The sequence below is a fragment of the Blastococcus atacamensis genome, assembly GCF_002938425.1.
GTDB lineage: Bacteria > Actinomycetota > Actinomycetes > Mycobacteriales > Geodermatophilaceae > Blastococcus > Blastococcus atacamensis.
On record NZ_POQU01000005.1, the window covers coordinates 20,538 to 47,133 of the forward strand.

Annotated in this window: 29 protein-coding genes; 8 read left to right on the forward strand and 21 right to left on the reverse strand. The window is 73.3% G+C overall.

Going from position 1 to position 26,596, the window contains the following annotated elements; genetic code table 11:
- Nucleotides 1-40 precede the first annotated feature (40 nt).
- Nucleotides 41-244 carry a cold-shock protein gene (locus tag C5508_RS02440; RefSeq protein WP_014377016.1) on the forward strand — a complete coding sequence of 68 codons (204 nt, stop codon included), beginning with the start codon at nt 41-43 and terminating at the stop codon, nt 242-244.
- An 82-nt stretch (nt 245-326) separates the two neighbouring features.
- Here the strand turns inward: C5508_RS02440 and C5508_RS02445 are convergent, their stop codons facing one another.
- Nucleotides 327-785, reverse strand: a complete 459-nt coding sequence (locus C5508_RS02445) for a hypothetical protein (RefSeq protein ID WP_104523270.1) — start codon at nt 783-785, stop codon at nt 327-329.
- Between the two features lie 81 nt (nt 786-866).
- On the opposite strand from C5508_RS02445, the gene msrB reads away from it, so the two are divergent.
- The gene (gene msrB / locus C5508_RS02450) at nt 867-1,283 is read left to right on the forward strand and encodes a peptide-methionine (R)-S-oxide reductase MsrB (RefSeq protein WP_104523272.1); all 417 of its coding nucleotides are present in this window, start codon (nt 867-869) and stop codon (nt 1,281-1,283) included.
- A 66-nt stretch (nt 1,284-1,349) separates the two neighbouring features.
- Here msrB and hemQ read toward each other — a convergent pair whose 3' ends face one another.
- The 3 genes from hemQ to hemE all read right to left on the reverse strand — a co-directional run bounded on the left by hemQ (nt 1,350) and on the right by hemE (nt 4,768).
- Nucleotides 1,350-2,069 (reverse strand): hydrogen peroxide-dependent heme synthase, encoded by a 720-nt coding sequence (hemQ, locus tag C5508_RS02455; RefSeq protein WP_104523274.1) that lies wholly within the window; start codon nt 2,067-2,069, stop codon nt 1,350-1,352.
- 261 nt (nt 2,070-2,330) lie between these two features.
- Nucleotides 2,331-3,695 (reverse strand): protoporphyrinogen oxidase, encoded by a 1,365-nt coding sequence (hemG, locus tag C5508_RS02460; protein WP_104523276.1) that lies wholly within the window; start codon nt 3,693-3,695, stop codon nt 2,331-2,333.
- Nucleotides 3,692-4,768: a uroporphyrinogen decarboxylase gene (hemE, locus tag C5508_RS02465; RefSeq protein ID WP_232796867.1), complete on the reverse strand. Its 1,077-nt coding sequence runs from the start codon at nt 4,766-4,768 to the stop codon at nt 3,692-3,694. Before hemE ends, hemG begins: the two co-directional genes overlap by 4 nt.
- A 104-nt stretch (nt 4,769-4,872) precedes the next feature.
- Here hemE and C5508_RS02470 point away from each other — a divergent pair, with 104 nt between their 5' ends.
- Nucleotides 4,873-5,496: a DUF3000 domain-containing protein gene (locus C5508_RS02470; RefSeq protein WP_104523278.1), complete on the forward strand. Its 624-nt coding sequence runs from the start codon at nt 4,873-4,875 to the stop codon at nt 5,494-5,496.
- A gap of 167 nt (nt 5,497-5,663) precedes the next feature.
- On the forward strand, nt 5,664-6,869 hold the full coding sequence (locus C5508_RS02475) for an HRDC domain-containing protein (protein ID WP_232796868.1): 1,206 nt from the start codon (nt 5,664-5,666) through the stop codon (nt 6,867-6,869).
- A 508-nt stretch (nt 6,870-7,377) separates the two neighbouring features.
- Here C5508_RS02475 and C5508_RS02480 read toward each other — a convergent pair.
- The 3 genes from C5508_RS02480 to C5508_RS02490 all read right to left on the reverse strand — a co-directional run bounded on the left by C5508_RS02480 (nt 7,378) and on the right by C5508_RS02490 (nt 10,622).
- Entirely contained in the window at nt 7,378-8,655 is a 1,278-nt protein-coding gene (locus C5508_RS02480) for a sugar ABC transporter permease (RefSeq protein WP_104523280.1), read from the reverse strand.
- A gap of 3 nt (nt 8,656-8,658) precedes the next feature.
- Entirely contained in the window at nt 8,659-9,459 is an 801-nt protein-coding gene (locus tag C5508_RS02485; protein ID WP_232796869.1) for an ATP-binding cassette domain-containing protein, read from the reverse strand.
- Nucleotides 9,460-9,530: 71 nt separating this feature from the next.
- A complete protein-coding gene (locus C5508_RS02490; RefSeq protein ID WP_104523282.1) occupies nt 9,531-10,622 on the reverse strand; it encodes a sugar ABC transporter substrate-binding protein in 1,092 nt (363 codons plus the stop codon).
- 219 nt (nt 10,623-10,841) lie between these two features.
- On the opposite strand from C5508_RS02490, the gene C5508_RS02495 reads away from it, so the two are divergent.
- Together C5508_RS02495 and C5508_RS02500 are read left to right on the forward strand one after the other, a co-directional pair.
- Nucleotides 10,842-12,044: a thiolase family protein gene (locus C5508_RS02495; protein ID WP_104523284.1), complete on the forward strand. Its 1,203-nt coding sequence runs from the start codon at nt 10,842-10,844 to the stop codon at nt 12,042-12,044.
- Nucleotides 12,041-14,128 (forward strand): 3-hydroxyacyl-CoA dehydrogenase NAD-binding domain-containing protein, encoded by a 2,088-nt coding sequence (locus C5508_RS02500; protein ID WP_104523286.1) that lies wholly within the window; start codon nt 12,041-12,043, stop codon nt 14,126-14,128. The genes C5508_RS02495 and C5508_RS02500 overlap by 4 nt, the downstream gene beginning before the upstream one ends.
- Before the next feature lie 256 nt (nt 14,129-14,384).
- Here C5508_RS02500 and C5508_RS20460 read toward each other — a convergent pair whose 3' ends face one another.
- The 8 genes from C5508_RS20460 to C5508_RS02530 form a co-directional block, all read right to left on the reverse strand.
- Nucleotides 14,385-14,507, reverse strand: a complete 123-nt coding sequence (locus C5508_RS20460; protein ID WP_269801741.1) for a hypothetical protein — start codon at nt 14,505-14,507, stop codon at nt 14,385-14,387.
- Nucleotides 14,508-14,528: 21 nt separating this feature from the next.
- A complete protein-coding gene (locus tag C5508_RS20465) occupies nt 14,529-14,657 on the reverse strand; it encodes a hypothetical protein (protein WP_269801742.1) in 129 nt (42 codons plus the stop codon).
- A gap of 33 nt (nt 14,658-14,690) precedes the next feature.
- Nucleotides 14,691-14,969, reverse strand: a complete 279-nt coding sequence (locus C5508_RS02505; RefSeq protein WP_104523394.1) for a thiamine-binding protein — start codon at nt 14,967-14,969, stop codon at nt 14,691-14,693.
- A 79-nt stretch (nt 14,970-15,048) separates the two neighbouring features.
- Nucleotides 15,049-16,965 carry a 1-deoxy-D-xylulose-5-phosphate synthase gene (dxs, locus tag C5508_RS02510; RefSeq protein ID WP_104523288.1) on the reverse strand — a complete coding sequence of 639 codons (1,917 nt, stop codon included), beginning with the start codon at nt 16,963-16,965 and terminating at the stop codon, nt 15,049-15,051.
- A gap of 100 nt (nt 16,966-17,065) precedes the next feature.
- Complete coding sequence (locus tag C5508_RS02515) at nt 17,066-17,452, reverse strand: hypothetical protein (protein ID WP_104523290.1); 387 nt, start codon at nt 17,450-17,452, stop codon at nt 17,066-17,068.
- A 35-nt stretch (nt 17,453-17,487) separates the two neighbouring features.
- A complete protein-coding gene (locus tag C5508_RS02520) occupies nt 17,488-17,718 on the reverse strand; it encodes a DUF4177 domain-containing protein (protein WP_104523292.1) in 231 nt (76 codons plus the stop codon).
- A gap of 43 nt (nt 17,719-17,761) precedes the next feature.
- Nucleotides 17,762-19,102, reverse strand: a complete 1,341-nt coding sequence (locus tag C5508_RS02525; RefSeq protein WP_104523294.1) for a class I SAM-dependent RNA methyltransferase — start codon at nt 19,100-19,102, stop codon at nt 17,762-17,764.
- Nucleotides 19,095-21,131: an APC family permease gene (locus tag C5508_RS02530; RefSeq protein WP_104523396.1), complete on the reverse strand. Its 2,037-nt coding sequence runs from the start codon at nt 21,129-21,131 to the stop codon at nt 19,095-19,097. Before C5508_RS02530 ends, C5508_RS02525 begins: the two co-directional genes overlap by 8 nt.
- A 173-nt stretch (nt 21,132-21,304) precedes the next feature.
- Between C5508_RS02530 and C5508_RS02535 the strand changes: the two genes are divergently transcribed.
- Together C5508_RS02535 and C5508_RS02540 are read left to right on the forward strand one after the other, a co-directional pair.
- Nucleotides 21,305-21,973, forward strand: a complete 669-nt coding sequence (locus C5508_RS02535; RefSeq protein WP_104523296.1) for a potassium channel family protein — start codon at nt 21,305-21,307, stop codon at nt 21,971-21,973.
- A complete protein-coding gene (locus C5508_RS02540; RefSeq protein ID WP_104523298.1) occupies nt 21,973-22,653 on the forward strand; it encodes a potassium channel family protein in 681 nt (226 codons plus the stop codon). The genes C5508_RS02535 and C5508_RS02540 overlap by 1 nt, the downstream gene beginning before the upstream one ends.
- 14 nt (nt 22,654-22,667) lie before the next feature.
- Here the strand turns inward: C5508_RS02540 and C5508_RS02545 are convergent, their stop codons facing one another.
- The 6 genes from C5508_RS02545 to C5508_RS02570 form a co-directional block, all read right to left on the reverse strand.
- Complete coding sequence (locus C5508_RS02545) at nt 22,668-23,444, reverse strand: DUF3159 domain-containing protein (RefSeq protein ID WP_232796871.1); 777 nt, start codon at nt 23,442-23,444, stop codon at nt 22,668-22,670.
- A 64-nt stretch (nt 23,445-23,508) separates the two neighbouring features.
- Nucleotides 23,509-23,886: an OB-fold nucleic acid binding domain-containing protein gene (locus tag C5508_RS02550; protein WP_104523300.1), complete on the reverse strand. Its 378-nt coding sequence runs from the start codon at nt 23,884-23,886 to the stop codon at nt 23,509-23,511.
- Between the two features lie 64 nt (nt 23,887-23,950).
- Nucleotides 23,951-24,667, reverse strand: a complete 717-nt coding sequence (locus tag C5508_RS02555) for a DUF3710 domain-containing protein (protein ID WP_104523302.1) — start codon at nt 24,665-24,667, stop codon at nt 23,951-23,953.
- 1 nt (nt 24,668) lies between these two features.
- Nucleotides 24,669-25,160 (reverse strand): dUTP diphosphatase, encoded by a 492-nt coding sequence (gene dut / locus C5508_RS02560; RefSeq protein WP_104523304.1) that lies wholly within the window; start codon nt 25,158-25,160, stop codon nt 24,669-24,671.
- A gap of 10 nt (nt 25,161-25,170) precedes the next feature.
- A complete protein-coding gene (locus C5508_RS02565) occupies nt 25,171-26,034 on the reverse strand; it encodes a hypothetical protein (protein ID WP_104523306.1) in 864 nt (287 codons plus the stop codon).
- 121 nt (nt 26,035-26,155) lie between these two features.
- Complete coding sequence (locus C5508_RS02570; RefSeq protein ID WP_104523308.1) at nt 26,156-26,455, reverse strand: DUF4193 domain-containing protein; 300 nt, start codon at nt 26,453-26,455, stop codon at nt 26,156-26,158.
- Between the last annotated feature and the right edge of the window lie 141 nt (nt 26,456-26,596).

A 26,596-nucleotide genomic window follows, 5' to 3' on the forward strand; every position in this document is an offset into this window, starting at 1 on the left:
TGGCAGGACCCCGATGCACAACCTCAGCTAGGAGCGAGCAATGCCCGAAGGAACTGTCAAGTGGTTCAACGCCGAGAAGGGGTTCGGCTTCGCCACCCCCGATGGCGGCGGACCGGACGTCTTCGTCCACTACTCGGCCATCCAGTCCAGCGGGTACCGCTCGCTCGATGAAGGCCAGCGGATCGCGTTCGACATCGAGCAGGGCCAGAAGGGCCCGCAGGCTGCGAACGTCACCCCGCTCTGATCTCCGGATCGGACTGATCGCCTGATCAGCACAGCGCCCCCGTCCGGTCCTCCGGGCGGGGGCGCTGTCGTTCGTGGTTCGGCTACCGGCCGCGCGGCACGTAGCCGCCGATCAACGACTGCATGAGGAGGGCCCCGGCGTCGGGCCCGACGGCGGAGGCCGCGTCGGCCAGGGCCCGCCAGCGCGACCGCTCCACGTCGGTGGGCGCGTTCTCCGCCCGGGCGACCAGCTGCTCCTGCAGCCGGTCCCACTCCCCCTGCGGCGTCGGCCAGAGGCCGGCCAGCCGTCGCGCCTCGGCCGAGATCGCCGTGATGCGGACGATGTCGCCGGCGTGGTTGGTGATCGGCTCGATGTATCCGGCGGCCGCCAGGGCCTTCGCGGCCGAGATCACCTCCGCCTTGGGCAGCCCGCTGGCGGGGACCACCGCGCCCAGCAGGTAGGGCGAGCCCCCGTGCTCGGGGCCGTCGACCAGCCGGGCGATGGCCCGCAGTACCGGGAGGTCGCGGGTGAACCAGGCGTCGGGCAAGGGTGAGGCGGTCACCGCCCCAGTCTCCTCGCCGGGACCCGGCTCCCGCCCGGGCGGTCCCCCTCCGGGGTGGCGGGCCCGCCGTACCGTGGAGGCATGACCACCTCCGCATCCCAGCCCAAGGTCAGCAAGACCGACGAGGAGTGGCGCGCGCAGCTGTCCCCCGAGGAGTACGCGGTGCTCCGTCAGGCGGGGACAGAGCGGGCCTGGACCGGCGAGTACGTCGACACCAAGACCGTCGGCGTCTACGAGTGCCGGGCCTGCGGCGCCGAGCTCTTCCGCTCCGAGACCAAGTTCGACTCCCACTGCGGATGGCCCTCGTTCTACGAGGCGTCCGCCGAGGACAACGTGGTGCTCCGCGAGGACCGCAGCTACGGGATGATCCGCACCGAGGTGCTGTGCGGCTCCTGCCACAGCCACCTGGGCCACCTGTTCGACGACGCCCCGCAGACGCCCACCGGTGACCGGTACTGCATCAACAGCGTCTCGATCACGTTGAAGCCGGCGGAGTAACCGCACCCGTACGCCGGAGGGCGGCCACCGAGCGATCGGTGGCCGCCCTCCGGCGTGCAAGCGCTGCTACGGGAGGTCCGCCACGAGCTCCGTGACCGCCTTGCGGGTGCCGGTGTAGAACGGCACCTCCTCGCGCACGTGCCGCCGGGCACGGCTGGCGCGCAGGTCGCGCATGAGGTCGACGATGCGGTGCAGCTCGTCGGCCTCGAAGGCGAGCATCCACTCGTAGTCGCCCAGTCCGAAGGAGGCGACGGTGTTGGCACGGACGTCGGGGTAGGGCCGGGCCTGCATGCCGTGCTCCTTGAGCATGTCGCGCCGCTCCTCGTCGGGCAGCAGGTACCACTCGTAGGAGCGCACGAACGGGTAGACGCAGACGAAGCGCCGCGGCTCCTCGTCGGCGAGGAACGCCGGGATGTGGCTGCGGTTGAACTCCGCGGGGCGGTGCAGCGCCATCTGCGACCACACCGGCTCCAGCCGGCGGCCGAGGGCGGTGCGGCGCAGCCGCGTGTAGGCCTCCTGCAGCGCCTCGGCCGAGGAGGAGTGCCACCAGACCATGAGGTCGGCGTCGGCCCGCAGCCCGCTGAGGTCGTACGTCCCGCGGACGACGACGCCCTTGCCGGCCAGCTCCTCGATCAGGGCGTCCACCTCGTCGCCGGCGCCGGTCCGCTGCTCGTCGCCGAAGGGCCGGGCCAGCTTGAACACCGACCACATCGTGTAGCGGATGCTGGCGTTCAACTCGTTCGCCCGTTTGCCGATGCTGCGTTCCTCGACCTGCTGCTCGCTCATGCGCCCATTGTCCCTCGCCCGGCCCGGCGGGTTCGCCGGGCCCGGGCGCGGATCGGTGGTCGGGTCAGTCGGTCGGTCGCTGGGTTTCGCCGGACGCGTCGGTCCGGCGGGTGCGCGCGGCACGGCAGTCCGTGCAGGCCGCCATCCACACGTGGTGGCGCAGGCAGCGGACGAGCGCGGAGGGGACGGACGGACGTCGGTTCGGGTGGTGCGTGGTGCTCACGCGTCGTGCAACGTCGGCGGCCCACCGGTGATGCCCGTTCACAGCATCGCGTCCACGGCGCGGTAGGCGTCGCGGATGCAGGCCGGGACGCCGACTCCGGCGAACGCCGCACCCGCGATACCCAGCCCGGGCACCGCGCCGACGGCGGTGCGGATCGCGTCGACCCGGGCCGGGTGACCGACGAGGTACTGCGGCAGGCCGCCGCCCCAGCGCACCACGGCGGTCTGGATCGGCTCCGGGTCGGAAAGGCTGAGCAGGTCGGCGACGTCGGCGACCACCGCGGCGGACAGGTCCTCGTCGGTGCGCTGCAGCTCGGACTCGTCGCGGAAGCGGCCCACCGAGGAGCGCACCAGCAGCACGTCCCCGCCGAGGTGCGGCCACTTCGACGACGACACGGTCACGCCCTTCACCAGCCGCCCGGTCACCGGGGGGACCAGCAGCCCGGAGCCGGCGCCGACGTCCTGTGCCGGGAAGGCCATGGCGACGACGGCCATCGACGCGTACGGGATGCCCTGCAGCGGCTCCACCGCGGCGGGCGCCACCCCGCCGAGCAGCCGGGCGGCCTTGGCGGCGGGTGCGGCGACCAGCACGGCGTCGGCGGTCAGCACCTCCGGCCTGGCCAGCTGGCCGGTCGAGACCTCGAAGCCGGTGGCGGTCCGGCGGACCGCGTGCGCGGGGGTGCGCAGCCGGACGTCGGCGCGGGCCGCCTCGACCAGGGCGGCCGGGAGCGAGCCGATGCCCTCGTCGACGGTCTGGAACACCGGGCCGTCCGCGTCGCCCCGGCTGCGGGCACCGGCGTCGCGGGCGGCGGTCACGGCGGCGAGCACCGAGCCCTCCGACAAGTGCGCGAACAGCGCCGGCATCGTGGCCTGCAGCGACAGCTCGTCGGCCCGACCCGCGTAGACGCCACCCAGCAGCGGCTCGACCAGCCGGTCCACCACCTCGTCGCCGAGCCGCTCGCGGAGCAGACCCCCGACGGCGACGTCGCCGTCCACGGCCAGCGGCGGCAGCCCGGCCTCGGCGCGCACCCGGGCGACGCCCTCGGGCGACAGGAACCCCTCGAGCCCGTCGGCGGACGCCGGAACGCCGAGCACGGTGCCGGCCGGCAGCGGGAAGCGCCCCTCGGGCAGCACGACCGAGGCCTGCGTGGTCGCCGGCGCCACCAGCCGGGAGCCGAGCCCCAGGGTTTCCACCAGGCCGACGGCCTCGGGCACCCGGGCGAGCATCGCCTCCGGACCGGTGTCGTACCAGTGACCGGCGAGCTGGATGCGCTGCAGCTTCCCGCCGATCCGGTCACCGGCCTCGAGGACGACGATCTCGTCGTCCGGACGCCGCCGACGCCACTCGAACGCGGCGGCCAGGCCGGTGATGCCGGCGCCGATGACGACGAGGCGGCGGGTCATTCGCCCGGGGTGGTGGGGCAGGCGGACGACACCGTCAGCTCGTGGACGAGCTCGACGACGTGGGTCAGGACGCCCGGGTCGGTGTCGGGCAGCACGCCGTGTCCGAGATTGAAGATGTGGCCACGGGCCGCCTTCCCCTGCTCCACGACCCGGCGCACCTCGCGGTCGACGGTCTCCCGGTCGGCCAGCAGGACCGCGGGGTCCAGGTTGCCCTGGAGCGACCGCCCCGGGCCCACCCGGCGAGCGGCCTCGTCGAGCGGCAGTCGCCAGTCGACCCCCACGACGTCGGCGCCGGCGTCCCCGATCAGCGGCAGCAGCTCACCGGTGCCGACCCCGAAGTGGATGCGCGGCACGTCCCTGTCCCCGAGCCCGTCGAACACGGCCCGGGAGTGGGGCAGCACGCGCTCGGCGTAGTCGGCGGCCGAGAGCACGCCGGCCCACGAGTCGAACAGCTGCACCGCCGAGGCGCCGGCGTCCACCTGCGTGCGCAGGAAGGTCGACGACGAGACCGACAGCTTCTGCAGCAGCCGCGACCACGCCTCCGGCTCGGCGTACATGAAGGCCTTGGTGCGCGCGTGCTCCTTGGACGGGCCGCCCTCGATCAGGTACGTGGCCAGCGTGAACGGCGCACCGGCGAACCCGATCAGCGGCGTCGCACCGAGCTCGGCGACCAGCCGGCGCACCGCCGTCTCCAGGAAGGCCAGGCGCTCGGGCTCGAGGTCGGGCAGCGTGTCGACGTCGGCGACCGAGCGGACCGGGTTCGCGACGACGGGGCCCACACCCGGCTTGATCTCGATGTCGACCCCGGCGACGACCAGCGGCAGCACGATGTCGGAGAAGAAGATCGCCGCGTCCACCCCGTGCCGGCGTACCGGCTGCAGGGTGATCTCGGTGATCAGGTCGGGGTCCTGGCAGGCGTCGAGCATCTTGGTGCCGGCGCGCAGCTCCCGGTACTCCGGCAGCGAGCGCCCTGCCTGACGCATGAACCACACCGGGGTCCGGCTCACCGGGAGGCCACGGGCGGCGCGGACGAGATCGGAATCGGCCGGGGACGCCGACGCGGGAGCACTCACGAGCGTCGATCCTCCCAGACGACTCACTGGTGGTCGCCCGGCGCGTCGGGTGGACGTGCGGCGCGTCTGCGGCCAAGTGCGGGAACCCGGCCTAGTCTGCGCTCGTGGAGCCGCGCAACCTGGCAGACGCCGGGGAACCCTCCCGGGCCGTCCCCGACGTCCCGGCCGAGTTCCGCGCTGCCCTCGAGTCGTTGGCCGCGGTGAGCGCCCGGCCGGAGATCGAGCTCGAGCCGATCCCCGCCCCGCAGCGCCTGGCGCCGTTCGCGCACGCGATCGGGGCCAACGTGGCCGATCCCGACGCCGCGGACGACGACATCGCCAGTGCGCGGTTCATCGTGCTCTTCGACCCCGACGGCCACGAGTCGTGGCAGGGGACGATGCGCTGCGTCGGCTACCTCTCGGCGGAGACCGACGAGGAGCTGGTCGACGACGCCATGTTCTCCGAGGTCGCGTGGAGCTGGCTGACCGACGCCCTCGGCGAGACCGGCGCCGGCCACCACGCGGTCGGAGGCACCGTCACGCGGACCGCCTCGACCCGGTTCGGCGAGCTCGCCGGCCCGGAGCACACGGTCGACGTCGAGATGCGGGCCTCCTGGACCGCCGAGGACACCGACCTGGGCCGGCACCTGCAGGCCTGGCTCGACGTGCTGGGCAACGCGGCCGGTCTGCCGCCCCCCGGGGTGCGGCTGCTGGGTCCCTCCGACCGCGTCGGCAGCGAGACTCTCTAACATCGAACCGGCGCGACGGGCACCAGCCCGCTGAGCCGGTGCTCCTTCCCGCTGGATGCCGCGGCCCGACCGCGGCGACCCGGCCGGGCGCCGGCGGACCGAGAGACGAGGACCGGCAAGAAGGTGGACGGCAACTGAGCACCGAGCCCACTCCCGAGCCGGAGCAGGTGACCGCTCCGGAGGCGACGCCCCTGCTCGCGCCCCGCGACGGTCTGCCCCCGGTCATCGAGACCTCCACCCAGCTCGTGGAGTACGCCGACGCGCTGCGCTCCGGCACCGGCCCGGTCGCCGTCGACGCCGAACGCGCCTCGGGTTACCGCTACGGCCAGAAGGCCTACCTGGTCCAGCTGCGGCGCAACGGCTCCGGCACCGGGCTGCTCGATCCCATCCCGCTGCCGGACCTCTCGGTGATCCAGGATGCCATCGCCGACGCCGAGTGGGTCCTGCACGCGGCCAACCAGGACCTTCCCTGCCTCGCCGAGATCGGCCTGGTGCCCGGCCGCATCTTCGACACCGAGCTGGCCGCCCGGCTGGCGGGGCTGCCCCGTGTCGGTCTGGGCGCCGTCGTCGAGTCCCTGCTGGGCTTCTCGCTGGTCAAGGGGCACTCTGCGGCCGACTGGAGCACCCGGCCGCTGCCCGAGGAGTGGCTGGTCTACGCCGCGCTGGACGTCGAGGTGCTGGTCGACCTGCGCGACGCCCTCGCCGCCATCCTCGAGGAACAGGGCAAGACCGAATGGGCCCGGCAGGAGTTCGCTGCGATCCTGGCCGCCGGTCCCCCGGTACCGAAGCAGGACCCCTGGCGGCGATCCAAGACCAAGGACCTGCGCAGCCGGCGGCAGCTGGGCATGCTGCGGGCCATCTGGGAGGCCCGCGACGAGCTGGCCCGCAAGCGGGACATCGCGCCCGGCCGGGTCCTGCCCGACGCCGCGATGGTCGCCGCCGTCCAGGCCGATCCCAAGAACGAGGGCGCCCTGCTCGAACTGCCGGTGTTCCGCGGGCGGGCGAACCGCCGCCTCGTGGCGCACTGGTTCAGCGCGCTGGCCCGGGGCAAGGCGCTGCCCGAGGACCAGCTGCCCCCGCACAGCCTTCCGGGCGACGGTCCGCCGGCACCCAACCGCTGGGCCGATCGCGATCCGGCCGCTGCCATCCGGCTGCAGGTGGCCCGCACGGGTCTGGAGGAGCTCAAGGAGAAGCACGGCGGGATCCCGCTGGAGAACATCCTCTCCCCCGACCTGGTGCGCCGGCTCATGTGGAGTCCGCCCGAGCCGCGTGAGCGCTCCGCCGTCGAGGCCGCGATGCGCGCCGGTGGCGCCCGCGAGTGGCAGATCGAGCTGACTGCCGACCTGCTGACCGACGCCGCCAACCGCGCCTGACCGTGGACCGGGGCGAGGCAACTCACCCTGGGGTTCGACGACCGGGACGTCACCGTCTTCCGGGGACACGAGGGTGGGCTCGACCGCGTCGCCGTCCGGGACGGCCGGGTGCTGACCTGGCCCTCCTCCGAGGCGTGCACTGCCGAGGCTGCACGCGCGGGGTGGCCCGGGCTCGGGCATGAGGGCGTCGGCGCCGGAACGATGGACTTCCGCCCGGCGCAGGCCTCGCTGCGCGGGCGCCGGGGACGTCGCGGAGAACTACCGGGGTCCCGTGGCGGGACCGGGGACGGACGGCCGACCGGTGTCACCGGAAGCTGTTCGCGGCCGACGTCCCGTGGGTCTTCGAGCTGCGCTGCATCCGCGCGGTCCTGAACCAGGGGTGCACGACCTGCGCACCGCCCTGCGCTGACCGCTCACGCCGACGGGGCGCGTCCACGGTGTGCGGACGACGCCCCGTCGTCGTGGTCACCTGCCGCCCGCCGGCGCTGGGCACGGCGGGCGGCAGGAGTCAGTGGCCGGTCGCGGCGGCCCGGCGCCGGGCCAGTGCGTCGACGCTCGCGGCGAGCAGCAGCACGCCACCGGTGATGATGAAGTTCAGGTACGCCTCCGTGCCGAGCAGGCCGAGCCCGTTGGCGATGATCGCCACCACCAGGCCACCGAGGACGGCGTCCCGCACGCGACCCCGGCCGCCGAAGAGGCTGGTGCCACCGATGACCGCCGCGCCCACGGCGTAGAGCAGCGTGTTGCCACCACCGGAACCAGGCGCCACCGACCCCAGCCGCGCCGCGGCGACGATGCCGCTGATCGCCGCGAGCGTGGAGCTGATGACGAAGACCGAGACCTTGATCTTCGTGACGTTGATGCCGGCCCGCCGCGCCGCCTCGGCGTTCCCACCGACCGCGTAGATGTGCCGACCGAAGCTGGTGCGACCCAGCACGAAGGTCAGCAGCAGCAGCAGGACGACCACCAACGGGATGGCGTAGGGGATGCCCGCGAGCACCACCCCGGGGGCCGGAGCCCGGTCCACGCTGAGGACTGCCGTCACCAGGACGACCACCACGGCGATCACGGCGATGCGCAGGAGCACCACCGCGAGCGGCTGGTGCGCCAGGCCCTTGGCCTTCTGCATGCGCCAGCGGTTCATCTGCAGCAGGGCGTAGAGGGCGATCACGACGAGGGCGAGGATCCAGCCCAGGGTCACCGGGACGTTCCGGTCGCTGATCGCCGAGATCACCTCGTCGCGCACCGGGACGGTGCCGCCCTGCCCGATGAGCCGCAGGGTGACACCCTGCCAGCCCAGGAACAGCGCCAGGGTGACGACGAACGACGGGATCCCGATCAGCCCGACGAGGCTGCCGGTGAACAGGCCGATGGCGGCACCGGTGACGACCGCCGCGAGCACGGCCACGTACCAGGGTGCCCCGGCATCGGCGAGGAGCTTGGCCATGACGGCCGCGCAGACGCCGCTCACCACGCCCGCGGACAGGTCGATGTCCCCGAGCAGCAGGATGAAGACCAGGCCCATCGCCAGGATGATGATGGGCGCCGCCTGGTCGGCCAGGTTGGCCATGTTGCGGGGGGTCAGGAACGTCTCCGGCCGCAGGACGACGAAGAGCAGGCCCAGGGCGACGATGCCGAGGATGGCCGGCAGCGCCCCGAGGTCACCACCCCGCACCCGGGCGAAGTACGCGCGGACGGCGCCGCCGAGCGAGTCGGCCGAACGGTCGGCCTCGAAGCCGCCGGGCTCGGTGGCGCTGGTGGGCTGGGAGATCGTGTTGCTCGACATGGTTCAGACCTCCACGGCCGCGGCCTGGGCGGGCGCGATGCCGATGTCGCCCGACCGGCCCGCGGTGATCAGTTCGATGACCTGGCTGCGGTTGACCTGCGAGATCGGGATGTCCGCAGCCATGCGCCCCAGGTACAGGGCTGCCACCCGGTCGGCCACCTCGAAGACGTCGACCATGTTGTGCGAGATGAACACGACGGCGTGACCGGTGTCGGCCAGCCGGCGGACGAGGTCGAGCACCTGGCGGGTCTGGGCCACGCCGAGAGCCGCCGTCGGCTCGTCGAGGATGACGACCTTGGACTCCCAGAGCACGGCCTTGGCGATCGCGACCGTCTGCCGCTGACCACCGGAGAGGCTGGACACGAGCTGGCGGACGGACTTCAGCGTGCGGACCGACAGCTTCGCGAGGGTGTCGCGGGCCGCCTGCTCCATCGAGATCTCGTCGAGCAGGAGGCCGTTCTTGCGCTCGCGGCCGAGGAACATGTTCTGGACGACGTCGAGGTTGTCGGCCAGCGCGAGGTCCTGGTAGACGACCTCGATCCCCAGTCTCGCGGAGTCCCGTGGGCCGGAGATGTCGACGGGGTTGCCGTCGAAGAGGACCTGACCACCGTCGATCGGGTGGATGCCCGCGATCGACTTGATCAGCGTGCTCTTGCCCGCGCCGTTGTCACCGACGAGCGCGGTGACCTTGCCGGGGTAGACCTTCAGGTCCACACCGTGGAGGACCTGGTTGGCGCCGAAGCTCTTGTCGACGCCACGGAGCTCGAGGATGGGGGTCCCGTCCTCCGGCTGCGGCACGCTCACGAGGCTTCCTCTCTGGACGACAAGCCGAACGGGGCGCCCTCCGGATCCGGAGGGCGCCCCGACGGGAGGGGTTACTGGATGCCGAGCTCGGTGCAGGCGGCGGCGAACTCGCCGGTGCACAGCTCCTCGGCGGTCACGAACTCGTCCTCGACGACGTCCTTGACGTTGTCACGGAAGATCGAGACGGGGGTGAGCAGGACCGACGGGACCTCGCGGCCACCCTCGGAGTCCTCCACGGTGCCCGTGGTCTCGGCCTCCTCGTCGTTGATCAGCGCGACGGCCAGGTCGGCGAGCGCGTTGGCCTCCTCGCGGATCGACTTGTAGACCGTCATGCACTGGTCGCCGGCGAGGATGTTCTGCAGACCCTCGACGGTGGCGTCCTGACCGGTGACGTTGTTGGCGCCCGCGGCGTTGCTGCGGCCCAGGATCTGGATGACCGAGTTGGCCAGACCGTCGTTGGCAGCCAGAACTCCCTGGATGTTGCCCCCGGCCTGCGTGTACATCTGCTCGAAGATGGTCGCGGCCTCCTGGTTGTCCCAGCCGGGCACGGCCTGCTCCGCCACCTGCGTGTACTGCGTCATCTCGTCGAGCACCTCGTGGGCGCCCGCCGAGAAGAGGGTGGCGTTGTTGTCGTCCGGCGAGCCGTTGAGGAAGGCGATGTTCGCGGGCTCGTCGCCGAGGCACTGGGCCAGGCCCTGGCCCTGCAGCCGGCCGACCTCGGTGTTGTCGAAGGAGACGTAGTACTCGGCCGAGCCACCCAGGGTGAGCCGGTCGTAGTCGATGGTCCGCACGCCTTCGGCGGTGGCCTTCTCCTGGATCTGCGCGCCCGAGGCGGAGTCCAGGTTGACGATCGCCAGGACGGTGACGCCCTCGGTGATCATCTGCTCGGCGATGGTGGCCTGCCGCTGGGCGTCGCCCTCGGCGTTCTGGATGACGGCCTCGACGCCGGCCTCCTCGAAGGCCTCCTCGAGGTAGGGGCGGTCGAAGTTCTCCCAGCGGACCGAGGACTCGGTGTCGGGGAGGATCACCCCGACCTTGCCGGCCGCGTCGCCGCCACCGCCGCCGCCGCCGCTGCCGCCGCTGCCCGAGTCGCCGCCGCACGCGGCCAGACCGAAGACCAGACCGGCGGCGATCGCCGTCGTCACTGTGCGCCGTCGCACCATGAGGTGACCTGCCATTTCGTTGGGGTTACAGAGAAATTCCGGCGGCACATCTTGCGCGCCCCCTCCCCGTGGCCGCAACCACACCTTCACCCTGTTGCCGGACCGTGATCCGGACACCCCCCGAACGGGGGCGGGCCGCGCTTGGCCGCGCGGTTACCGACGGGTAACTTGGACGAGCCCGGACCCTGCCGGGCCGGTAACGAATCCTGCGGAGGTCACATGTCCCGCTCGCTGCGTGAGGTCGTCTTCGTCGACGGCGTACGCACTCCCTTCGGCAAGGCCGGCCCCAAGGGCGTCTACGCCGAGACGCGCGCCGACGATCTCGTCGTCCGCTGCATCCGCGAGCTGCTGCGCCGGAACCCGGCCCTGCCGGCCGACCGGGTGGACGAGGTGGCCATCGCCGCCACCACCCAGATCGGCGACCAGGGCCTGACCCTCGGCCGCACCGCCGCGCTGCTGGCGGGCCTGCCGAAGTCCGTCCCGGGCTACTCCATCGACCGCATGTGCGCCGGTGCCATGACCGCGGTGACCACCACCGCCTCGGGCATCGCCTTCGGCGCCTACGACGTCGCCATCGCGGGCGGCGTCGAGCACATGGGCAACCACCCCATGGGCGAGGGCGTGGACCCCAACCCGCGGATCATCAGCGAGAAGCTGGTCGACCCCTCCGCGCTGGTCATGGGCTCCACCGCCGAGAACCTGCACGACCGCTTTCCGCACCTGACCAGGGAGCGCGCCGACGCGTTCGCCCTGGCCAGCCAGCAGAAGTACGCCAAGGCCGTCGCCAACGGGAAGATCGGCCCGGAGCTGGTTCCCATGGCCACCCGGTCGAAGGAGTTCGGCTGGGGCGTCGCGACCGTCGACGAGCCGCCGCGGCCGCAGACCACCCTCGAGGGCCTGGGCACGCTGAAGACGCCGTTCCGCCCGCACGGGAACGTGACCGCCGGCAACGCCGCCGGTCTGAACGACGGCGCGACCAGCTGCCTGCTCGCGGCCGAGGACGTCGCCGAGGAACTGGGCCTGAACATCGGGATGCGCCTGGTGGGCTACGGCTTCGCCGGCGTCGAGCCCGAGGTCATGGGCATCGGCCCGGTGCCCTCCACGGAGAAGGCCTTCGCCCGCACCGGCCTGACCATCGACGACATCGGACTGTTCGAGCTCAACGAGGCCTTCGCCATCCAGGTGCTCGCCTTCCTCGACCACTTCGGCATCGCCGACGACGACGACCGCGTCAACCCGTGGGGCGGCGCCATCGCCGTCGGCCACCCGCTCGCCTCCTCCGGCGTCCGGCTGATGACCCAGCTGTCGCGGCAGTTCGCCGAGCGCCCCGACGTCCGCTACGGCCTCACCGCCATGTGCGTCGGCCTCGGCATGGGCGCCACCGTGATCTGGGAGAACCCCCACTGGGAGGGCGACAAGTGAGCACCGCTGTCTTCGAGACCGAGGTCGTCACCGAGGCCAAGGTCCGGTTCCTCGACCTGCCCGGACTGTCCGGTGAGTTCGCGCTGATCACCATCGACAACGGGCACGACCACACCCGTCCGTCGACGTTCGGCCCCGGCGGCCTGGCCTCGCTGGACGCCGCGCTGGACGAGATCGCCGCGCACTCCCCCGCCCCCGCGGCGATCGGTGTGACCGGCAAGCCGTTCATCTTCGCCGTCGGCGCGGACCTCTCCGGCGTCCCGTCGGTGACCGACGCCTCCGCCGCGCGGGAGATCGCCGAGACCGGCCACCGGGTGTTCCGCCGGCTGAAGGACTCCTCGGTCCCGACGTTCGCCTTCGTCAACGGGGTGGCCCTCGGCGGCGGCCTGGAGCTGGCGCTGCACTGCCACTACCGGACGATCAGCGGCGGCGCGGCCGTCGCGTTCCCCGAGGCGTTCCTCGGGCTGGTCCCCGGCTGGGGCGGCACGCAGCTGCTGCCGAACCTGATCGGCATCGACGCCGCCGTCACGGTGATCGTCGAGAACGCCCTGGCGCAGAACAAGATGACGCCGGCACCGAAGGCAGCGTCGCTCGGCATCGCCGACGCGCTGTTCGAGCCGGCCGACTTCCTCGAGCGCTCGCTCGAGTGGGCCGTCGGCGTGCTCGACGGCTCGGTCACGGTGGCGCGTTCCGAGGTCGACCGCTCGGCCTGGGACGACGCCATCGCCCGGGCGCGTGGCGTCGTCGCCGCGCGCACCCGGAACGCCTCCCCCGGCGCCGTCCACTCCGTCGACCTGCTCGACCTGGCCCGCAACGGCGTGGACGCCGAGGCCTTCACCGCCGGCACCGCCGCCGAGGACGACGCGCTCACCGAGCTGCTGATGAGCGACCCGCTGCGGGCCTCGCTCTACTCGTTCGACCTCGTCAACAAGCGGGCCAAGCGGCCGGCCGGCGCACCGGACAAGGCGCTGGCCCGGAAGGTCACCAAGGTCGGCGTCGTGGGCGCCGGGCTCATGGCCTCGCAGCTGGCGATGCTGTTCGTGCGCCGGCTCGAGGTGCCGGTCGTGCTCACCGACGTCGACCAGGCCCGGGTGGACAAGGGTGTGGCCTACGTGCACGGCGAGCTGGACAAGCTCGCCCAGCGCGGCCGGCTCAGCGCCGACAAGCTCAACCAGCTCAAGGCACTGGTCACCGGCTCGCTGTCCAAGGACGTCTTCGCCGACGCCGACCTCGTCATCGAGGCCGTGTTCGAGGAGATGTCGGTCAAGCAGCAGGTGTTCGCCGAGGTGGAGGCCATCGTCTCCCCCGAATGCGTGCTGGCGACCAACACCTCGGCGCTGTCGGTGACCGAGATGGCATCCGAGCTCGAGCACCCCGAGCGCGTGGTCGGCCTGCACTTCTTCAACCCGGTGGCCGTCCTGCCGCTGCTGGAGGTCGTCCGCGCCGAGCAGACCGACGACGCGTCGCTGGCCACCGCCTTCGCCGTCGGCAGGTCGCTGAAGAAGTCCTGCATCCTGGTCGCCGACGCTCCCGCGTTCGTGGTCAACCGGCTGCTCACCCGCTTCCTGGGTGAGGTCACCGCCGCCGTCGAGCAGGGCACCCCGGTGCCTGTGGCGGAGAAGGCGCTGGACCGGCTGGGTCTGCCGATGACGCCGTTCGAGCTGCTCTCGCTCGTCGGGCCGGCGGTGGCGCTGCACGTAGCCGAGCGCATGCACGAGGCGTTCCCCGACCGGTTCGCGGTCGGCGAAGGGCTGCGCAAGGTCGTCGAGCTGGGCAAGTCCAGCGTGTTCAGCGAGCCGGGCGTCGTCGACCCCGAGCTCGTGGACGCCTTCGCCGGCGACTCCCCGCTCACGGAGGAGCAGGTGCACGACCGGGCGGTCGAGGCGCTGGCCCAGGAGATCCGGATGATGCTGGACGAGGGCGTGGTGCAGGCGGTGCAGGACATCGACCTGGCCATGATCCTCGGCGCCGGGTGGCCGTTCTGGCTGGGCGGCATCTCCGCCTATCTGGACCGCACCGGCGTCTCGGAGAAGGTGACCGGCTCCCGGTTCCTGCCGCAGGGCGTGGCCTCGCTGCCCGCCTGAGCGCCCTGAACGCGAACGGCCTCGCACGTCAACGGCGACGTGCGGGGCCGTCCGTCGTCCTCGGCCACCGACATCACCTGCGGCACGCGACCCCCGCGCCCGAACGCGCCGACGGCGACCCCACCGCGAGGGTGCTGACCGCGGGTGGACGGCGGTCCGCCCCGGGCCGCGGCTCGGGTTCGCCGTGTCGCAGCCGGGTGCGCGGTCGACGGCAAATCTCACGTCGATACGGCGCGCGGGAGGATCCGCACCCCGGTCAGGCCAGGCGGGCGGCGCTGCCGTAGAGGGACACCCAGTTCCGGCTGTCGAACAACAGGTCCTGGTCGGGGTGGTAGTGCAACCCCGTCAGGTCGTAGGTCCGGATGTAGTCGATGTCCACGGGGTGCTCGAGGATGGCCAGCTAGCCACCCTGGTTGCTGAAGCAGACCCCGCCCTCTGCTCCCCGGCGAGCGACCGGATCACCCCGCCGCACCAGGTCCTCGACCAGCGGGACCAGGTGCGTGTACGGCCGGCCATCGTTCGCCGGCATGCCCCGTTCCACCTTCCCCGTCGGGGTCATCGCTCAGCGGAACTTGCTGGTGAGGCTGTCCATCGTGCGGTTCACCGAGGCGACCTTGATGTGCGAGAGCCCACCGGTCGCGCCGGCGGCGATCATCGCCTCGTGCGCCGCCCGCAGGGTCGCCCACACCTCGTCGGCCTCCCCCTCGAGCGTGGTGCCGAGCGCGCCGACCTCGTAGCGCAGCCCCGACGCCTGGATCACCGCGATCGCGGCCTCCACGTGGGCGTGCGGGTCCTCCGGGGTGCCCGGGGGTGAGGGCGCCACCTGGATCTCGGCGATCATGAGCACTTCTTCCTCCTGGATGACCGCGCCGCAGGGACCCGCCGGGGGCGCGCGAGCGGCGGGGAGCGACGGGGTCCTTCTACTGCTGGGCCCCGTCCACGGGCTCGACGACGTGGTCCTCGCGGTACTCGGCGAGCCGGGAGGTCCACTCGGCGATCCGGCGGGCGACGTCCTGCTCCGTCAGCCCGGCGTCGGCCAGCACCTGGCCACGGCTGCCGTGGTCGAAGAACTGCTGCGGCAGCCCCATGGCGCGCACCGGCACGTCGACGCCGCGGTCCTGCAGCGCCTGGGTGACGGTCGTGCCCACTCCCCCGGCCCGGCCGCCATCCTCGACGGTGACCACGAGCCGGTAGCCGGCGGCCAGGTCGAGCAGTTCCGGAGCCACCGGCAGCACCCAGCGCGGGTCGACGACGGTGACCCCGATGCCGTGGTCCGCGGCCCTGTCGGCCGCGGCCAGGCACATCGGCACCATCGAGCCGACGGCGACCAGCAGCACGTCGCGGCGCTCGTCACGGCGGAGCACGTCCACCGGCCCCCGCCGCTCCAGCGCCGGGATGCCGACCGGCGGCGCGCCCTTCGGGAAGCGGACGACGGTCGGCCCGTCCGTGACCGCGACCGACTCGCGCAGCGCCTCCCGCAGCGTCGGCTCGTCCCGCGGCGCGGCGAGCCGCAGGCCGGGGACGACCGACAGGATCGACATGTCCCACATGCCGTTGTGCGAGGCGCCGTCGGTGCCGGTCACACCGGCGCGGTCGAGTACCACGGTCACCGGCTGCCGATGCAGGGCGACGTCCATGAGCAGCTGGTCGAACGCCCGGTTGAGGAACGTCGAGTAGACGGCCACGACGGGGTGCAGGCCGCCCATCGCCAGGCCGGCGGCCGAGGTCAGCGCGTGCTGCTCGGCGATGCCGACGTCGAAGGTGCGCTCCGGGAACCGCTCGGCGAAGGCGGCCAGCCCGGTCGGGTGCAGCATCGCGGCGGTGATCGCCACGACGTCGGAGCGCTCGGCGCCGATCCGCACCAGCTCGTCGGAGAACGCCGTCGTCCAGTCGCGGGCCGCGGCCGCGCTGGCACCGCTGTCGGGGTCGAAGACGCCGGTGGCGTGCCAGGCGTCGATCTGGTCGGTCTCCGCCGGCGGGTAGCCGAAGCCCTTGGTGGTGACGGCGTGCACGATCACCGGTCCCCCGAAGGACCGGGCCCGGCGCAGCGCGGACTCCATGACCTCGACGTCGTGCCCGTCGACCGGGCCGATGTACTTCATGCCGAGGTCCTCGAACATGCCCTGCGGCGACAGGACGTCCTTGAGGCCCTTCTTGATCGCGTGCAGCGCGTCGTACAGCGCGGAGCCCACGACCGGCGCCTTGTGCAGCGCCTGGCGCACCTGGAGCAGCGCGTTCTCGTAGCCGGGGCGCAGCCGCAGCGTGGCCAGCGCATCGGCGACGCCGCCGATGGTCGGTGAGTAGGAGCGGCCGTTGTCGTTGACCACGATGACGACCGGGCGGTCCTGGGCCGCGGCGATGTTGTTCAGCGCCTCCCAGGCCATGCCACCGGTGAGGGCGCCGTCGCCGATGACGGCCACGACGGGCCGGCCGTCACCGCGGACGGCGAAGGCCTTGGCCAGCCCGTCGGCGTAGGACAGCGACGTCGAGGCGTGGCTGTTCTCGACCCAGTCGTGCTCGCTCTCCGCGCGGCTGGGATAGCCGGAGAGCCCGCCGCGCTGGCGCAGCCGCTCGAAGCCCTCGACCCGGCCGGTGAGCATCTTGTGCACGTAGGACTGGTGCCCGGTGTCGAAGACGATCGGCTCGCGCGGGGAGTCGAACACCCGGTGCAGCGCGATGGTCAGCTCGACGCAGCCGAGGTTGGGGCCCAGGTGGCCACCGGTCCTGGCCACGCTGGTGACCAGGGTGTCGCGGATCTCCGCCGCGAGGGCGGGCAGCTGCTCGGCCGGGAGGGCACGCAGGTCCTCGGGGCTCCGGAGCGATCGCAGGAGCGGCACGGCTCGGCGGTGTCCTCTCTCCATGGGCGGCGCGACCGGGGGAAGGACGCACGCCCACTGTAGTCGCGTTCGGCCACCTGGCCGGTGGGCGGAAGCGGCGTCAGAGCCGGGGCACCCATCGCTCGCCGCGCAGGGCACCGCCGACCACCTCGACGCCGCGGGCCGCGGCCGCCAGCCTCGTCCCCTCGCGCTCGTAGGCCGCGATGGCCGCCTCGATCGCCTCGGTGGGCAGCTGGTCGGCCAGCTCCACCCGGATCGTCCGCCAGCCGCGACGCGCGGCCTCCAGCCCGGCGGCGACGTGGTCACCGGCGAAACGGGCCAGCAGGACCGGGTACCGGCGGAGCACCTCGTGGGCCCGGTAGTCCGACGGCACGAGGTCGAAGAGCCAGGCCACGGCGGTGCGCTCCCAGTCGGGCGCACCAGGAGGCCGCACCTGCTCCGGCCACCCCGGCGGCACCGTTCCGTCCACCGCACCATTCTGCGCCATCGGTCGAACATCCGTTCGACCGGCGCGCGCCCGAGCTAGGCAGACATCTGCCGCTTGAGCCAGAACTGCTCGAAGCCCCAGGTGCCGGCGCCGCTGGAGTGGTAGCTGACCAGCTCCCACCCCTCGGCACCGAGCTTGTTGAGCACCGAGCTGACGTCGCCCTGCTGCCGTTCCGACTGACCGCCGGGGAGCTTCACGCTGACCCCCGCGCGCTGGGACTCGGCGTCGTTGGCGGTGATGACCGAGGCGTATTCCCACGTGGGCACCCCTAGACGGTAGCGAGGCGGCCCGGCGGGGGACGTCGCCGGGTCAGGCGGGGACGAGCAGCGCCACGCACTCGACGTGCTGCGTCATCGGGAAGGCGTCGAACCCACGCAGCCCCGCCAGGCGGTACCCGGCGCCGACGAACGCCGCGACGTCCCTGCCCAGGGCGGCCGGGTCGCAGGCGACGTAGACGATCGCCCGTGCGCCGGTGCCGGCGAGCAACCGGCTGACCGCCTTCCCCGCGCCGGCACGCGGCGGGTCGAGGACGACGACGTCCGGCACCGACCCCACCTCGACGAGCAGCTCCTCCAGCCCCTCGGCGTCGACCATGCCCTCCCACACCTCGGCCTGCGGGAGCGCGGAGAGGTTGGCATCGGCCGCGGCGCAGGCGCCGGGGTCGGACTCCACGCAGACCACGCGGCCCTCCTCGCCCACCAGCGGGGCGAGGGCGCCGCCGAACAGGCCGGCCCCGGCGTAGAGGTCCAGGACGATCTCTCCCGGGAGCACCGCGGCGAAGTCCTCGACGGCGGAGACCAGGGCGTCGGCCGCAGCGGGGTGCACCTGCCAGAACCCGGTGCCCTCCACCTCCCAGTCCCGACCACCGGCGCGGCGCTCGGCACGTCCGGCCGGTTCCGCGGGCAGCTCCTCACCGGCCTGCAGCACCTCGGCCACCTGCGGCCGGCCGCGACGGTCCAGCCGGGAGGTGGTCACCGCCCCGGTCGAGTCGATCGAGACGTCGACGGCGCCGGCACCCGGCCAGCGCCGGGCGAGCACGGCCTGCGCGGCCGGCTCGACGGTGATCGGGCAGTCGTCGAGGACGACGACGTCGTGCGAGCGGTGCCGCCGCAGTCCGGGCGCCCCGGTGCGGTCGACGGCGAACCGGGCCCGCGAGCGCCACCGCAACGCCCCGCCGGGCAGCTCCTCGACCACGAGCCCGGCCACCACCGGGTCCCCTGCGTCCAAGCCCCCGAGCCGCACCAGCTGCTCGCGCACCACGGACGCCTTGAGCCGGTGCTGCTCGGCCGGGTCCACGTGCTGCCAGTCGCAGCCGCCACACTTCCCCGGGCCGCTGTAGGGGCACGGCCGCTCGATGCGTGCCGGCGATGCCTCGAGCACCTCGACGGCGTCGGCGCGGCAGAAGCCGGCATGCCGGTCCTCGGTCACCCGCACCCGCACCCGCTCACCGGGCAGCGTGTGCCGGACGAAGACCACCCGGCCCTCGTGCCGGGCCACGCAGTGCCCACCGTGTGCGACCGGACCGACGGTCACCTCGAACTCCTGCCCCACCCACCCGCCGTCACGGTCAGGTGACGTGCTGGAGCGGCCCCGCCGCAGGGGCCCGCGCCGAGCCTGCGAGGGGCGAGGTGGACGGGATCCTTCAGCCATAGGGCGTCACGTCGGCCTGGTCGTCGGTGTAGCCGCGGCGGAGATCGCCGGGTGCCGGGCCGCTGCCCCGTCCGTCGTCGTCGTGACCGACGCTGCTCTCCAGCTGCCAGGGCACGGTGGTGATCATGACGCCTGGTTGGAACTGCAGCCGCGCGCGCAGCCGCAGCGCGCTCTGGTTGTGCAGGACGTTCTCCCACCAGTGACCGACCACGTACTGGGGCACGAAGACGACCACGAGCTCGCGCGGGCTGTCGCGGCGGATGCCCTTCACGTAGTCCAGCACCGGCCGGGTGATCTCGCGGTACGGCGACTCCAGGACGGTCAGCGGCACCGGGATGTCGTAGCGGTCCCACTGCGCCTGCAGGGTCCGCGTCTCGGCGTCGTCCACGTTGACCGTGAGCGCGGTCAGCGCGTCCGGGCGGGTCGCCCGCGCGAAGGCCAGCGCGCGCAGCGTCGGCTTGTGCACCTTGGAGACCAGCACCACGGCGTGCACCTTGCTCGGCAGCGTGCGCGAGTCCGAGTCGGGCTGCAGCTGGTCGGAGACGTGGCAGTAGTGCTTGTAGATCGCCTTCATCAGCACGAACAGCACCGGCATGGCCAGCAGCACCAGCCACGCGCCGTGGGTGAACTTGGTGACGACGATGATCAGCAGCACCGCGGTGGTCATCGATCCGCCGACGGCATTGATGATCTGCGAGCGGCGCATCCGCCCGCGCTCGGCCGGGTCGGCCGTCCGCATCTCGCGGTTCCAGTGCCGCACCATGCCCCACTGGCCGATGCTGAAGCTGGTGAAGACGCCGATGATGTAGAGCTGGATCAGCCGCGAGACGTCGGCCTCGAAGGCGACGATGAGCAGGGCTGCGAACCCGGCCAGCAGCAGGATGCCGTTGCTGTACACCAGCTTGTCGCCGCGGGTGTGCAGCTGCCGGGGCATGAACCGGTCCTGCGCCAGCACCGAGCCCAGCAGCGGGAACCCGTTGAACGCGGTGTTCGCGGCCAGGATGAGCACCAACGCGGTGGCCGCCTGGATCAGGTAGAAGCCGATCGAACCGTTCCCACCGAACACGGCCGCGGCGAGCTGGGCGATGACCGTGCGCTGGGGCTCGGTCTCGCAGTCGGCGAAGCCGTTCAGGTCGCAGGGGTGCTCGACGTACTTCACGTCCGCCAGCAGGGCGAGGGCGGTGACGCCGACGAACATGGTGGCCGCGATGCCGCCCATGAGCGCCAGCGTGGTCGCGGCGTTCCGGCTCTTGGGCGGTCGGAAGGCCGGGACGCCGTTGGCGATCGCCTCCACACCCGTGAGTGCGGTGCAGCCGGAGGCGAAGGCCCGCAGGGCGAAGAAGATCAGCGCCAGCCCCGCCATCTGGGTGTACTCGGGCTCGGGCGTGACCGAGTAGCCGGAGCTCTCGGCAGTGAGGCCCCCGTCGGTGAGGAAGTACCGGACCAGGCCGGTGACGATCATCACGAGGATGCCGCTGATGAACAGGTACGTCGGCACGGCGAAGGCCCGGCCGGACTCGCGCACACCGCGCAGGTTGGCCGCGGCGAGCAGGGCGACCAGGCCCACCGCGATCAGCACCCGGTGGGAGTTCAGCGACGGGAACGCCGAGATGATGTTGTCGGTGCCCGCCGAGACCGACACCGCGACGGTCAGCACGTAGTCGGTGAGCAGCGCGCTGGCCACCACCAGGCCGGCGAACTGCCCGTGGTTCTTCATGGCGACCTCGTAGTCGCCGCCGCCCGAGGGGTAGGCGTGCACCACCTGGCGGTAGGACAGCACCACTGTCACCAGCAGGACGACGACCACCGCGGCCAGCCACGGTGCCAGGTACAGGAATGCCGTACCGGCGAGCGTGAGCACGATGAGGATCTCCTGGGTGGCGTAGGCCACGGAGGAGAGCGGGTCACTGGCGAAGATCGGGAGCGCGAGCCGCTTGGGCAGCAGGGACTCCCCCGCCCGGTCGCTGCGCACGGGGCGGCCGAGGACGAGGCGTTTCGGGAGTTGTCCGAGGTCGGACAGGCTTGGCACGGCGGCGATGGTACGGATCCGGGGACCGTCCGCGCGGGTGACTCGGCACACCCCGCCCCGTCGGGGGAACCCGCCCGCCTGCATCCTCCGGGCACTGCACCGGGTGTAGCTTCGCGGCCGGGAAACACGCGGGCGGACGGCGCCCGCGCGACCGTTGCCGCAGGGAGTGACACGTGCACGTGGTCGTGATGGGCTGCGGCCGTGTCGGCTCGGCGATCGCCCGTCGGCTGGAGCAGATCGGGCACAGCGTGGCCGTGATCGACCAGGACCCCGAGGCGTTCCGCCGTCTGGGCCCCGACTTCGCGGGACGTCAGATCACCGGGCTGGGCTTCGACCGCCAGACGCTGCTCGACGCCGGCATCGACTCCGCCGGGGCGTTCGCCGCGGTGAGCAGCGGCGACAACTCCAACATCATCAGCGCCCGCGTGGCCCGCGAGACCTTCGGCGTGCAGCACGTCGTGGCCCGCATCTACGACTCCAAGCGCGCCGAGGTCTACGAGCGCATGGGGATCCCGAGCGTGGCGACCGTTCCGTGGACGGTGAACCGACTGCTGCGCGAGCTGCTGTCGGTGAAGGTCAGCGAGCTCTGGCGCGAGCCGACCGGCAAGGTGCTCCTCATGCGGGTCACCGTCACCGAGGTCTGGGTCGGGCGCCGGCTCGCGGACCTGGAGACGGCGACCGGGGCGCGTGCCTCGTGGCTGATCCGGTTCGGCGAGGCCCAGCTGCCGACGCCGACGACGGTTCTCCAGCACGGCGACCAGCTCGTCGTCGCCGCCACCGACGAGCTGACCGCGCGCGTGCACGAGGTCGTCGAGCAGGGTCCGCGGGGAGGAGAGCACTGATGCGCGTCGCCATCGTCGGAGCCGGCGCCGTCGGTCGCTCCATCGCCGGGGAACTCCTGGAGAACGGGCACACCGTGATGCTCATCGAGAAGGACGGCCGCAAGGTCCGCACCCGCTCGGTGCCCGGCGCCGAGTGGGTCCAGGCCGACGCCTGCGAGGTGACCTCCCTGGAGGAGGCGCAGCTCGCCACGTGCGACGTCGTGGTGGCCGCCACCGGCGACGACAAGGCCAACCTCGTCGTCTCGCTGCTGGCCAAGACCGAGTTCGCCGTCAACCGGGTGGTCGCCCGCGTCAAGGACCCCCGCAACGAGTGGCTCTACACCGAGGCGTGGGGCGTCGACGTCGCCGTCTCCACGCCACGCGTGCTCGCCGCACTGGTCGAGGAGGCGGTGACGGTCGGCGACGTCGTCCGGCTCATGAGCTTCCGCAAGGGCGCGGCCAACCTGGTCGAGATCACCCTCGGCGACGACACCCCCTGGGTCGGTCACCCGCTCCGCGACGTCCCGCTCCCCCGCGAGACCGTGCTCACCACGATCCTGCGCGGCGACCGGGTGATCACCCCGACGCCGGACGAGCCGCTGGAGTCCGGGGACGAGCTGCTGTTCGTCTCGCACGGCGAGAACGAGGACCAGCTCCAGCAGGTGTTCGCCCCGGGCGGTCCCGGCTCGGTCGCCGGCTGACCGACCGCGGAGGTTCAGCCGGCGGGTCCGTCCTCCGCCGACGTGCGGTGGCGGTGCAGCCGGGCCACCACCCACAGCGTTCCCAGCAGCACGACGGCGGTGAGCGGCAGACCGAGCAGCACCGAGAACGTGCCCAGGAGCTCGACGTCGTCGGCCAGGTAGTAGATCCACTGCACGCCCGCGCGCAGGAAGAAGCTCGCCGCCCACAGCACGGTCAGCCAGGCGTAGGCCCGGAGCAGCCGCGGATCGTCGCGCCAGTGCCGCCCGGGCTCGGTCGCGGCGACGGCCGGCTCCGCGGCTTCCGCGTCCACCGGCCGGCGGGACCTCTCCCACGGCCGCGTGCGGCCGGCCAGCGACCCGACGTGGCTGGGTGCCAGGAACTCCGCCGCGACGCCGACCAGCGGCCACCGGAACGGGATCGAGCCCAGCAGCACGACGCCGACCGCGAGACTGCGGACGATGCCCAGCACGAAGTAGTCGCGGGCCTGACCGGAGACCGATGCGATGGCGACGGCGACGCCGACGGCGAACAGCCCGCTGACCGCCTGCTGGATGCTCTGCCGGCGCACCACGCGGAGGAGGAAGACCACCAGCGCGGCTCCGACGGCGGCCCAGATGCCGGTGCGCAGCCCGTCGATGCCGTTGGCCACGACGAAGGCCACCGTGGGCAGCGTCGCGTCGACCATGCCCCGCCAGCCACCCAGCTGGTCGAGCACCATGTCGCGGTCGAACATCGGCGCCCGGCGGTCGGTGCCCTCGGTCACGCCGTCGTCCGGGCCTGCTGTGGTCACGCCGGTTCCCCCCGTCCCCACGTCCGGTCCGGCGCCGGCCGCCGCCCCGCCTGCCGCGAGGGCGTCAGCCGGAGCAGAGCTCGTACCAGGGGTTGTAGATGACCTGCCGGCCGTCGAAGGCCGCGAATCGACCCCTCGCGGTGAGCGAACGCCCGGGCTCGATGCCGGGGATGCGCCGCCGGCCCAGCCAGACCAGCGTCACCGAACCCGAGCCGTCGAACAGCTCGGCCTCGAGCGTGGGAACCGTCTCGCGCGGCGTGTAGACGACCGACTTGAGCCGGCCGGTCACGGTCACGACTTCGCCCTTGCGGCAGGCGCTGACCCGGTCGCAGCCGGCGCTGGCCGATTCCGCGCGCAGCTCCTGCGCGTCGATCGCCTGGTCGTCCGCGGTGATCCGCTGGATCGCGCGCGACCACCAGCCGGCAGGTCGGGTCTCGGTCACCCCTCCAGCGTAGTGCGGCTCCGCGCGGACGGGGCCGGGCACCGCTGCCATCGTGGCGCGCCGCTCAGGCGGGGCCGGCGGTGGGCCGGTCCCCGGGCTGCTGGGCGGCCGCCTGCTGCTGCGCCAGCTGCGCGGCCGCCTGCGCGGGCAGCGTCAGCGGCAGCGGCTCGCGCACCGGCATGGGCTCGGTGCCCCGGACGACGACGATGCCGCGGAACGCCTCCTCCAGCAGCGACTCGGCCGCCCGCGCCTCGTCCTCGACAGGACCGCTGAGCAGGCCGCGCAGGAACCAGCGCGGGCCGTCGACGCCGAAGAAGCGCGCGTGCCGGCGCACCGGCTGCGGTGCCGGGGCGCCCGGCTGCGCGGCGGCCGGGGCCATCATGGTGCCGGACAGCTCGATGCCGAACGGGCCCTCGACCTCGCGCAGCGAGGCGCCCTGGCCCGATGCGCTGCGCCCCAGCTCGGTGCGCACGTCGTCCCAGATCCCTGCGGCCCGCGGGGCGGCGAAGGCGGAGACCTGCAGCAGCGACTTCCCCGAGCGGAGGGTCGCTGCGACCACCCGCTGCTGCTGGTTGAGCTCCACCCGCAGGTCCATGCCGGGCAGGGCCGGGAGCCGGATGGCGCCGAGGTCGATGCGCGCCAGACCGTCCTGGGGCGCGTCGGCCTCGTCGTAGGGCCCCGTCGTGGCCTCGACGTCGCGGACCCGCTGCTGCGGCTCCGGGGGCACCCCGCGCTCGCGCAGGCTGCGGTCGATGCGGTTGCGCCGCCGTCCGAACGGCATGTCAGTTCCGCCCCTCACGTGCTGGTGGATCGGCGGGCCCGTGCCCACCGGTGGACCCGTGCCCGCCCTCGCCGCGCTCGCTGGCCGGCAGCTCGGGCACCGGCACGAACCGGGCCCGGGCCACTTGCTGGACGACCAGCTGGGCGATGCGGTCGCCCCGGCTGAGCCGGAGCGTGCTGTGCGGGTCGAGGTTGATGAGGTTGACCTTGATCTCGCCCCGGTAGCCCGAGTCGATGGTGCCCGGTGCGTTCACCATGCTCAGCCCCAGCCGGTGCGCGAGACCCGACCGGGGGTGCACGAAGCCGGCGTAGCCGTCGGGGATGGCGACCGCGATCCCGGTACCCACCAGACGCCGCTCGAACGGAGCCAGCTCGACGTCCTCGGCGGCGGTGAGGTCGGCTCCGGCGTCACCGGGCAGCGCGTAGCGGGGCACGGCGCCGCCGGGGCCGGTCAGCAGGACGGGCACGTCCGGCTCGACGAGTGGCTCGGGCACGACGGCGACCCTAGCCGCGGAGCCGGCGCAGGTCTGCGAGGACCCGACGGGCCAGGTTCTCGGTCGCGCGCCGGTTGCCGCGCCCGGCCAGCGCCGCCCCGATGAGGAGGGGCGCGGCCGAGGGGACCGCGCCGGCGAGCCGGCGGGTCAGCCGCCGCCGCAGGGCGCGCATGCCGGCGGCGCCCAGGAGGGAACCCAGACCGGCGGCCTGCGCGCCCACGGCTCGCTGTTCGGACCAGGCGGCGAGGTATGCCTCTCCGCGCCGGGCGGCGTCGCCGGGCGGGCGGCGGTCGTGCAGCTCGTGCAGTTCGGCGATCAGCACGATCTCCACGGCCGCCACGAGCACGGTCTCGGCACCCAGTTCCAGGGGCACCGCCATCAGGGACGGCGGAACCAGCCAGTGGGCCGCCGAGAGACCCCCCGCTGCCGCGCCGATCCCGGAGGTGGCCCGGGCCGCGCGCTGGACGAGCGCCTCGGCGATCTCGTCGTCGGAGGCACCGGGATGGGCGCGGCGCAGGCGCTCCCGGTCACGCACCGGCAGGCGGGGAGCGGTGACGGCCAGCAGCTCGCCGAGGAGCGCGCTCGGGCTGCGCCCACCGGCCGGCGGCACCCCGGGGTCACCGGGATGGCCGCCCGCCGGACCGGTCTCCCCGGTCGCGGACGGCGCACCGGCGAAGGCGCCGGCGACCGCGCCGGCCACGGCGCCGACGACGTCGCGGAGCCCGCCGGCGCCGGACCGCCCGGAGGCCGTGCCGGCCACGCCGGCCACGGCGTCGGCCACGGCGCGGCCGGCCCGCGCGAGCGGGCTCTCCTCGACGGGTTCCGCCGCCGGGGAGACCGGCCGGGGCGGCGGCACCTCACGCGGCGCCCCCATGCGCGGCTCCGTCATCCGTCCCCCAGGTGAGGTGCTGGAACGGCCCCCTGCCGGGCCTTCCGTGTGGCCCCGTCCCGGGTCCCGCCCTGAGCTTGCGAAGGGTGGGGAGGACGGGGTCCTTTCAGGCGCAGTCGCGGCAGAAGAGCTGGTCGCCCTTGGTGGAGGTCAGACGGCTGCGGTGCTGCACCAGGAAGCAGCGCGAGCAGGTGAACTCGTCCTCCTGCTTGGGCAGCACGCGGACCGTGAGCTCCTCGCCGGAGAGGTCGGCGCCGGGGAGCTCGAGGTTCTCGTTGAAGTCGGTCTCGTCGACGTCGACCGAGGAGGACTGCGCCTCAGCGCGCCGCGCCTTGAGCTCCTCCAGCGAGTCCTCGCCGAGCTCGTCGGTCTCGTTGCGGCGTGGGGCGTCGTAGTCGGTGGCCATGTGGTGTGCCCCTCCTCCGGATTTCTCGGGCGTCGTGCCCGTTCGTCTGACGAGGCGCCGGGTGCGGCGCCGTCGTCCTTCCGGTCGCCGGTGGGCGACCAGTGGTCGTGTGGGCGGGGCCCGTTGCTGGGGCTCCCCTCC

Bases quoted from the DNA above. Each gene is read 5' to 3' on its own strand.
- C5508_RS20465 (WP_269801742.1), bottom strand. From the start codon at position 14,657: ATGCCGGCGAACGATGGCCGGCCGTACACGCACCTGGTCCCGCTGGTC.
- C5508_RS02515 (WP_104523290.1), bottom strand. From the start codon at position 17,452: ATGGCGCAGAATGGTGCGGTGGACGGAACGGTGCCGCCGGGGTGGCCG.
- C5508_RS02565 (WP_104523306.1), bottom strand. From the start codon at position 26,034: ATGGGGGCGCCGCGTGAGGTGCCGCCGCCCCGGCCGGTCTCCCCGGCG.
- C5508_RS02495 (WP_104523284.1), top strand. From the start codon at position 10,842: ATGTCCCGCTCGCTGCGTGAGGTCGTCTTCGTCGACGGCGTACGCACT.
- hemQ (WP_104523274.1), bottom strand. From the start codon at position 2,069: ATGAGCGAGCAGCAGGTCGAGGAACGCAGCATCGGCAAACGGGCGAAC.
- C5508_RS02505 (WP_104523394.1), bottom strand. From the start codon at position 14,969: ATGATCGCCGAGATCCAGGTGGCGCCCTCACCCCCGGGCACCCCGGAG.
- C5508_RS02480 (WP_104523280.1), bottom strand. From the start codon at position 8,655: ATGTCGAGCAACACGATCTCCCAGCCCACCAGCGCCACCGAGCCCGGC.
- C5508_RS02525 (WP_104523294.1), bottom strand. From the start codon at position 19,102: ATGGCTGAAGGATCCCGTCCACCTCGCCCCTCGCAGGCTCGGCGCGGG.
- C5508_RS02440 (WP_014377016.1), top strand. From the start codon at position 41: ATGCCCGAAGGAACTGTCAAGTGGTTCAACGCCGAGAAGGGGTTCGGC.
- C5508_RS02490 (WP_104523282.1), bottom strand. From the start codon at position 10,622: ATGGTGCGACGGCGCACAGTGACGACGGCGATCGCCGCCGGTCTGGTC.
- C5508_RS02555 (WP_104523302.1), bottom strand. From the start codon at position 24,667: ATGCCGTTCGGACGGCGGCGCAACCGCATCGACCGCAGCCTGCGCGAG.
- C5508_RS02570 (WP_104523308.1), bottom strand. From the start codon at position 26,455: ATGGCCACCGACTACGACGCCCCACGCCGCAACGAGACCGACGAGCTC.
- hemG (WP_104523276.1), bottom strand. From the start codon at position 3,695: ATGACCCGCCGCCTCGTCGTCATCGGCGCCGGCATCACCGGCCTGGCC.
- msrB (WP_104523272.1), top strand. From the start codon at position 867: ATGACCACCTCCGCATCCCAGCCCAAGGTCAGCAAGACCGACGAGGAG.
- C5508_RS02540 (WP_104523298.1), top strand. From the start codon at position 21,973: ATGCGCGTCGCCATCGTCGGAGCCGGCGCCGTCGGTCGCTCCATCGCC.